We start from the raw sequence: 7,526 nt of genomic DNA, 5'->3' as shown, positions 1-7,526 counted from the left end.
TCCTCGACGTCAACGTGACCCGCACGAAGCTCGGCCGCGCCTTCCATGCGATCAGGGAGAACGAGTCGGTCGCCCAGTCGTTCGCCGTCGACGTCACCCGCTACAAGCTGCTCGCGTTCGTGATCTCGGGCGCGCTGGCGGGGGCCGCGGGGTCGATGTACGGGACGCTCATCACGTTCGTCGAATCGGCCACCTTCCGCTACGACGTTTCGCTCACGCTGGTGGTCATGGTCGTCGTGGGCGGGTTGGCCAGCCGCCCCGGCGTGACGATCGCCGCGGTCGCCTTCGCCCTGCTCCCGCGCCTGTGGGCGAACCTCGAGTTCCTGCGCAACTGGGAGCAGCTGATCGGCGCGTTCCTCCTCATGGACCTCATGTCGCGCCACCCGGGCGGCATCGCGGGAGCGATCCGTCACGCGCGCGAGCGCAAGGGGGCGAAGGCGGCGCAGGAGGCCGTGGATGTGGAGGAGGGCGACGCGCCCATGCCGAAGCTCCCGGCGCTACCCCGGCCGGAAGGACTCCCCGAGCGGCCGCGTGAGGAGTCGGGGGCGCCGTTGCTGTCCGTGCGCGAGGTGTCGGTCCGGTTCGGCGGGCTGCAGGCCCTCGACGAAGCGTCGCTCGATGTCCATCGCGGCCAGATCGTCGGGCTGATCGGTCCGAACGGGGCGGGGAAGACGACCCTGTTCAACGTGGTGTCCGGGCTGATACGTCCGGAGAACGGCAGCGTGTGGTTCGAGGGGCGCGAGGTCACGTCGCTCCCGCCGCACGAGCGGTCCCGCCTGGGGATGGGACGGACGTTCCAGCAGATCGGTCTGGCCGGGAGCCTCTCGGTGATGGAGAACATGCTGCTCGCCCAGCACTCCGTGGCCACCTACGACCCCGCGTCCGCCCTCGCCTTCCTCCCGGCCGTCTCGCGCAAGGAAGTCGAGCTGCGCGACCGGGCCCGGCAGGCGGTGGAGGCGCTCGGGTTCGAGCGGTTCGCCGACACGCCCGTGCGTTACCTGTCACACGGCCAGCAGCGCCTCGTCGAGCTCGCCTGCTCGCTCATCACGGCGCCCGAGCTCCTGCTGCTGGACGAGCCATCCGCCGGTATGGCTCCCGCCGCGGCCGAGAACCTGGCCCAGAGGCTCAAGGACCTTCGCGACGAGCTCGGCCGGACGGTCCTGCTCATCGAGCATCACATCCCCCTCGTCCTGGACGTCTGCGACCACATCTACGTCCTGAACTTCGGACAGGTCCTCGCGTCCGGGAGCACCGAGGAGATCGCCGCGAAGCCGGATGTGATCGCCGCCTACTTCGGCGAGCAGGTCGGGGTCCCGGTGTGAACGAGGGCCGCCCGCTGCTCGAGGTGCGCGACCTGCGCGCCGGGTTCGGTGCCAACACCGTGCTGCACGGGCTCACCTACACGGTGCACGAGGGCGAGTTCGCCTCGATCCTGGGCCTGAACGGGGCCGGGAAGAGCGTCTCGCTCAAGGTCGTGGGCGGCGTCGTCCCCGCCTGGAGCGGCACGATCACCCTCGACGGCGCGGACATCACGTCCATGGGAGCCGAACAGCGAGTCCAGCACGGGCTGGCGCACGTCCCCCAGGGACGGCAGGTCTTCCCGGAGCTGACGATCGAGCAGAACCTGCGGCTCGGCGCGTACACGCTGCGCCGGAGGGAGCGCGGGCTCTACGACGCGCGGTTGGCCTCCGTCCTCGAGAGGTTCCCCCGGCTCGGCGAGAGGCGCGAGCAGGCGGCCGGGACGCTCTCGGGAGGCGAGCAGGCCATGCTGGCCGTCGGTCGCGCCCTGATGTCCGACCCGAAGCTGATCCTCGTCGACGAGGCGACCGCCGGTCTCGCCCCCCGCGTCATCGAGGGCCTGTTCGAGATCCTGCGGGACGTGAACCGGTCCGGGGTGACGATCCTGATGGTCGAGCAGAACGTGACCTTCGCCCTGCGCATCTCGGACCAGGTCCACATCATGCAGCGCGGCCAGATCGTGTACGACGGCGAGGTGGAGGCGCTGGACCGCGACCGCGTCGCCGCCCTGCTCGGCGTCGGACGCCTGCTCGGCTCCCACGTGGAGGCGGCCGCCTCGGCCCGCTCGGCGGTCGGGGAGACCCCGCAGCGCACGAAGAAGGCGGCGAGGCGCACGACGAGGAAGGCGACACCGAAGAAGGCGACACCGAAGAAGGCGGCCGCGTCGAAGAAGACCGCAACGTCGAAGAAGGCGGCCACGTCCAAGGAGACAGGCACTCCGAGGAAGAAGGCAGCCGCGCCCAAGAAGAAGGCGACTCCCAAGAAGAAGGCGGCTCCCAAGAAGAAGGCGGCTCCGAAGGTGAAGGCGGCTCCCAAGAAGAAGGCGGCTCCCAAGAAGGGCGCGAAGACGTCGAGGACGTCGGGCGGGAGGGCACGGTGAAGTCCCCCCGGCAGCTCGTCGACGCGGAGGGGGCCACGACCTCGCGTCGCATCACCGACGCCGCACTCCAGCTCTTCTTCGAGCGTGGTTACTCGGCCACGAGCGTGCGAGAGATCGCGCTCGCGTCGGGCCTGACCCCTGGGGCCATCTACAACCACTTCGACTCGAAGGAGGCGTTGCTCACGCATCTCGTGGCCGGGGCGCACGTCGAGCTCGAGAACGTGCTCACGGCGGGCGTGGCAGCGGGCGGCGACGACCCGGTAGCACAGCTGCGCGAGCTCGTGCGGGCCCACGTGATCTTCCACACCCGCCACCGGGAACTCGCCCGCATCGCGAACCAGGAGATCGGCTCCCTGCCCGACCCCGGCCGGACTCAGGTCGTCCAGCTCCGGCGCCGCCTGCGTCTGCTCTTCAACGAGGTCCTGGAACGAGGGGTCCGGGCGGGGGTCTTCGACGTGCCGGACATCCGGATAACCGGGCTGGCGATCATCAACATGGGCATCCGGGTGGCCGACTGGTACAGGCCGGGCGGCTCGCTCGGCGATACCGACGTCGCGGACGTGCACGCGCTGCTCGCGCTGCGGATGGCGGGGGCGGACGGCTGATGCCGGTCGCGCGCAATGGCGACGTCGAGATCGCGTACGAGGTGCACGGCGACGGACCGCCGCTCCTGCTGATCATGGGTCTCGGCTACGCGAGGTGGGGGTGGCACGTCCAGATCCCGGAGCTCTCGCGCGATCACCGGGTCATCGCGATGGACAACCGCGGGGTCGGGTCGTCCACCCCGGTCACGGATCCGTACACGGTGCACGACATGGCGGACGACGCGGTGGCCGTCCTGGACGACGCGGGCGTGGACACGGCCAACGTCCTGGGGGTCTCCCTCGGCGGCGTCATCGCCCAGTCGATCGCAGCGCGGTACCCACAGCGCGTCCGGACCCTCTTCCTGCTGTCGACGACGCACGGGGGCCCGGCCGCGGTGCCGGTTCCCGCGGAGACGGCCGCGGTGATGCTCGACCCGGCTCCCGAGCTGACCCCGGAGCAGCGGATCCGAAGGGTGATGCCGCTCTCGTTCCGGCCCGGGTGGACGGAGGAGCATCCCGAGGAGTTCGACCGGATCGTCGCCCTGCGGCTGGCGCACGTCCCCTCCTTCGACGCCTACGTCGCGCAGGCGACCGCGGGCGGGACGGCCGACGTCACGGCCGAGTGCGCGAGCATCACGGCTCCCACGCTGGTCGCTCACGGCACGGCCGACCGCGTGGTGCCCGTAGAGAACGCCTACATGCTGGCCGAGAGGATCGAAGGCGCCCGGCTGGAGATCCTCGAGGGGGCCGGACACCTGATCATGATCGAGGACCCCGACTGGCTCCACGCCCTCATCCGGGAGCATCGCCGGTGACGCCGGTCGGGATCCGCGGCATCGCCTACCACCGTCCGGACGGGTACATGACGGCCGCCGAGATCGCCGGGCTGTCCGGCATCCCGGAGCACGTCCTGGTGGACAGGTTCGGACTGACCGGGAAGCACGTGTCCGGACCCGACGAGCACGTGTCCGATATGGCCGTCTCGGCCGCCCTCGACCTGTTCGCGCGCGAGTCGATCGATCCCGCGACCATCGACGCGGTCGTCTACTTCGGTTCCTACTGGAAGGACTTCGAGGTCTGGAGCGCGTCGCCCCACATCGCGCACCGGATCGGCGCGCGCAACGCCTTCGCCCTCGAGCTGATCAACGTGAGCGCCGGCGCGCCGGTCGGGCTCAAGGTCGTGCGCGACATGATCCGCTCCGACGAGCGGCTCCATCGGGTGCTCATGGTGGCCGGGTGCAAGGAGGGGTCCTTGCTCGACTACTCCAACGAGCGCGCGCGGTTCATGTTCAACTTCGGCGACGGGGGCGTGGCCGTCCTGCTCGAGCGGGGCTCCCGGACGAACGAGGTGCTGGAGTCCTGCCTGATCACCGACGGGCGGTTCGCGCTCGATGTCCGGGTGCCGGCCGGCGGCTCGGTCCACCCCGCCTCCCACGAGACGGTGGACCGCCGCATGCACCACCTCGACGTCCGCGACCCCGGTGAGATGAAGGACGCGCTCGACCCGATCACGGTCCCCAACTTCCTCCACGTGGCCACGGAGGCGATCGAGCGGTCCGGACGGTCCCTCGACGACCTCCGCTTCCTGGTCCCGATCCACTTCAAGCGCTCGCTGCACGACACGCTCGTCGCGAAGCTGGGCCTGCAGCCCGAGCAGGCCTGGTACCTGCACGACTGGGGTCACATGTCCGCCCTCGACCCCTTCATCGGGCTCGAGCTCGCGCGGGAGGCGGGGCGCCTGACCGACGGCGACCTCGTCTGCCTCCTGGCCGCCGGGACCGGCTACACGTGGGCCGCCTCCTGCATCAGCTGGGGAAATGCACCCGCGTGACCCGGTAGCGGCCTTCCCGTACGAGAGCATCGGCTTCTGGGCGCGCCGCCGCGCCGAGCTGACCCCCTGGCGCGTCGCGGTGGACGACGGTACCCGCGAGGTCACCTTCGCCGAGCTGAACTCCGGCGTGAACCGGAAGGCCTCGGCGCTGCGGGCACGCGGCGTCTCCCGTGGCGACCGGGTCGGGGTTCTGGCCCGCAACAGCGTCGACCACCTCGAGGCCTTCTTTGCCATCGCGAAGCTCGGCGCGGTCGTCGTCCCGCTCAACTGGCGCCTGGCGGAGCAGGAGATCGAGTGGATCGTGTCCGATGCGGGGGCGTCGCTCGTGCTCGACGACGAAGGGCTAGCCGGCCTCGACGGCGAGGACGAGGAGCCGTCCGTGCTGGTTGGATCGCACGACCCCCTCATGGCCATGTACACGTCCGGGACGACCGGGCGTCCGAAGGGGGCCGTCCTGACGCACGGCAACTTCTTCTGGACGAACCTCAACATGCTGCTCGGCGTCGACATCGTCTCGACGGACCGCTCCTTGATGGTGCTGCCGATGTTCCACATCGGCGGGTGGAACGTGAACACGCTCGTGATGCTTTGGAAGGGCGCGACCGTCGTGCTCGAGCCCGAGTTCGACGCAGGCCGCGCCATCGAGGCGATCGAGCGCCGCGGCGTGACCTGGATGATGGGGGTGCCCGCCATCTACCTGTTCATGCGGGAGCACCCCCGCTTCTCCGACGCCGATCTGTCCGGGCTGCGGTTCGTGGTGTGCGGCGGGGCTCCCGCCCCCCTCTCGCTGATCGAGTCCTACGAGGCCCGCGGGGTCCAGTTCATCCAGGGATACGGTCTCACCGAGGCCGCTCCGAACGCGCTCTGCCTTCCCGCCGAGCGGGCGCGGGAGCGGATCGGCTCCGCCGGACGCCCGTACTTCTACACCGACGTGCGCCTGCAGGACGGCGAGATCCAGCTCCGGGGGCCGTCGATCATGGACGGCTACCTCAACCGTCCGGACGCGACCGCGGAGGCGTTCACGTCCGACTCCTGGCTGCGCACGGGGGACGTCGGGCGTGAGGAGGACGGCTACTTCTACGTGGTCGACCGCCTGAAGGACATGGTCATCACAGGAGGCGAGAACGTGTATCCGGCCGAGGTCGAGAACGTCCTCGACTCCCATCCGTCGGTGGTCGAGTCGGCCGTGATCGGCGTGCCGGACGACAGGTGGGGCGAGCGCGTCCACGCCGTCGTCGCGGCCCGGTCGGAGGTCGCCCCGGACGAGCTCGTCGCGTGGTGCCGGGACCGGCTCGCGCACTACAAGTGCCCGCGGACGATCGAGTTCGTCGAGGCCCTGCCCCGGACCGCCTCCGGGAAGATCGCGAAGCCGGCGCTGCGGGAGCGGCACTGGGAGGATCGCCGCATCTAGGGGAGACGCCCGTCGCCGGCGTGTCGCTAGGATGCGCGCGTGGAGGGCGACCGCGAGTACTCGCGCCGGGAACTGGTAGCCGAGCGGATCGGCGAGGTGCTCGACCCCTTCATGATCCCCCTCGGGCTCGGACAGGCGGTCGCGTTCCTGACGCTGAACGAGTGCGTGGACGTCGGCCCCGCCCGGTCCGCGCTCGAGACCCTCTTCCTCATCGTCTGGCCGGTCTTCGTCCTCGAGTACCTGGCGCGGATGGTCGTCGCTCCCTCCACGGCCGCCTTCCTGCGGCGCAACTGGTGGGAGGTGCCGATACTGGCGCTCCCGTTCCTGCGCGTCCTGCGCGTCCTGCGCGTGGCCCGGGTCGCGCGCACCGCCCGGACCGGACGCGCGCTGGGTTCGGTGCTTCGCACCGGGCGACGGACCGGCCGCACGCTCGTGAACCGGCTCGGCGCCCTCGCGATCATCCACGTCCTCGTCGTCCTGGCCGGCGTGAACCTCTCCTGTGACTACGGCGGCTACGGGTCGTTCACCCGTGCGTTCCGCGACGTGTGGGTGCTCGCGACCGCCGGGCAGCCCATGGGGACGGACGGCGGGGTGCAGCAGCTGCTCGACGTCTTCCTCACCACGTGGGCCGTCGTGGTCTTCGCCGCGCTGGCCGGCTCGATCGGGGCCTTCTTCCTCGAGCGCGACGAGAGGGTGAAGAGGGAGACCGAACCCGCGGACGGGCCCCTGTTCTGACTCAGGCGAGCGTGGGCGTTCCCGTACGTCCTGCGCCCCGGGCCGACCCGGGGACCGACCACCCCCACACCGTGCAGACGACGCGGCGCTCCCCGTCGTCCCAGCTCTGGGGGTCCGGGTAGACCGGCTCGACCTCCCAGGCGTCCCCGGGGTCCCAGCCGACGTACGACGCGAGCTCTGCGCCGCACCGCTCGCGCGCGGATGCGTCGAGCGCCTCCTCGTCGTAGGGGTCGCCGCTGGGAGCGGGGTCGGTGTAGGAGAAGTAGACCTCCGCGTCCTGCTCCTCGCCGCACGGCACCCGGCGAACCCCCTCGTCCTCCCAGTCCGGCTGGACGTAGCAGGTGCCGGGGTCCAGCTCCCGCAGGGAGACCAGCTCGGCTTCCACCCCGCCTCCGGCGATGCGGTTGTCCAACACGATCAGAGAGGTCAGGAGCAGGAGCGACGAGGCCGTCAGGGCGAGCGTCGGGCCCCACCGCCGGCGTCGGGGTCGGGGCGGGGGGTGGCCCGAGACCACCCGGGTCCCCGACCACACGTCGTGCCACGTCCGGCCCCGCCGGTGCCAGATCA

8 protein-coding genes are annotated in these 7,526 nt (G+C 70.9%); 7 read left to right on the top strand and 1 reads right to left on the bottom strand.

Annotated features, from left to right (window positions below; genetic code table 11):
• The 7 genes from VM840_12870 to VM840_12840 form a co-directional block, all read left to right on the top strand.
• On the top strand, nucleotides 1-1,322 hold a 1,322-nt coding region (locus tag VM840_12870), incomplete at its 5' end, for a branched-chain amino acid ABC transporter ATP-binding protein/permease (protein HVL82474.1).
• A complete protein-coding gene (locus VM840_12865) occupies nucleotides 1,319-2,398 on the top strand; it encodes an ABC transporter ATP-binding protein (GenBank protein HVL82473.1) in 1,080 nt (359 codons plus the stop codon). The genes VM840_12870 and VM840_12865, both read left to right, overlap by 4 nt.
• Nucleotides 2,395-3,003 carry a TetR/AcrR family transcriptional regulator gene (locus tag VM840_12860; protein ID HVL82472.1) on the top strand — a complete coding sequence of 203 codons (609 nt, stop codon included), beginning with the start codon at nucleotides 2,395-2,397 and terminating at the stop codon, nucleotides 3,001-3,003. Before VM840_12865 ends, VM840_12860 begins: the two co-directional genes overlap by 4 nt.
• Nucleotides 3,003-3,797, top strand: a complete 795-nt coding sequence (locus VM840_12855; GenBank protein HVL82471.1) for an alpha/beta fold hydrolase — start codon at nucleotides 3,003-3,005, stop codon at nucleotides 3,795-3,797. The genes VM840_12860 and VM840_12855 overlap by 1 nt, the downstream gene beginning before the upstream one ends.
• Nucleotides 3,794-4,813 carry a 3-oxoacyl-ACP synthase gene (locus tag VM840_12850; protein ID HVL82470.1) on the top strand — a complete coding sequence of 340 codons (1,020 nt, stop codon included), beginning with the start codon at nucleotides 3,794-3,796 and terminating at the stop codon, nucleotides 4,811-4,813. The genes VM840_12855 and VM840_12850 overlap by 4 nt, the downstream gene beginning before the upstream one ends.
• Complete coding sequence (locus VM840_12845) at nucleotides 4,800-6,224, top strand: long-chain fatty acid--CoA ligase (protein ID HVL82469.1); 1,425 nt, start codon at nucleotides 4,800-4,802, stop codon at nucleotides 6,222-6,224. Before VM840_12850 ends, VM840_12845 begins: the two co-directional genes overlap by 14 nt.
• Before the next feature lie 39 nt (nucleotides 6,225-6,263).
• The gene (locus VM840_12840) at nucleotides 6,264-6,959 is read left to right on the top strand and encodes a hypothetical protein (GenBank protein HVL82468.1); all 696 of its coding nucleotides are present in this window, start codon (nucleotides 6,264-6,266) and stop codon (nucleotides 6,957-6,959) included.
• 1 nt (nucleotide 6,960) lies between these two features.
• On the opposite strand, the gene VM840_12835 is transcribed toward VM840_12840, so the two are convergent.
• Nucleotides 6,961-7,526: septum formation family protein (locus VM840_12835; GenBank protein ID HVL82467.1), on the bottom strand; the 566-nt coding region annotated here is incomplete at its 5' end.

It is taken from the genome of Actinomycetota bacterium, assembly GCA_035540895.1.
Classification (GTDB): domain Bacteria; phylum Actinomycetota; class JAICYB01; order JAICYB01; family JAICYB01; genus DATLFR01.
Note: the sequence above shows the minus strand (reverse complement) of the source record. Positions and strands in the feature narration are given on the sequence as shown.

Coding starts and splice junctions, on each gene's coding strand:
- VM840_12855 (HVL82471.1), top strand. CDS start 3,003: ATGCCGGTCGCGCGCAATGGCGACGTCGAGATCGCGTACGAGGTGCAC.
- VM840_12845 (HVL82469.1), top strand. CDS start 4,800: ATGCACCCGCGTGACCCGGTAGCGGCCTTCCCGTACGAGAGCATCGGC.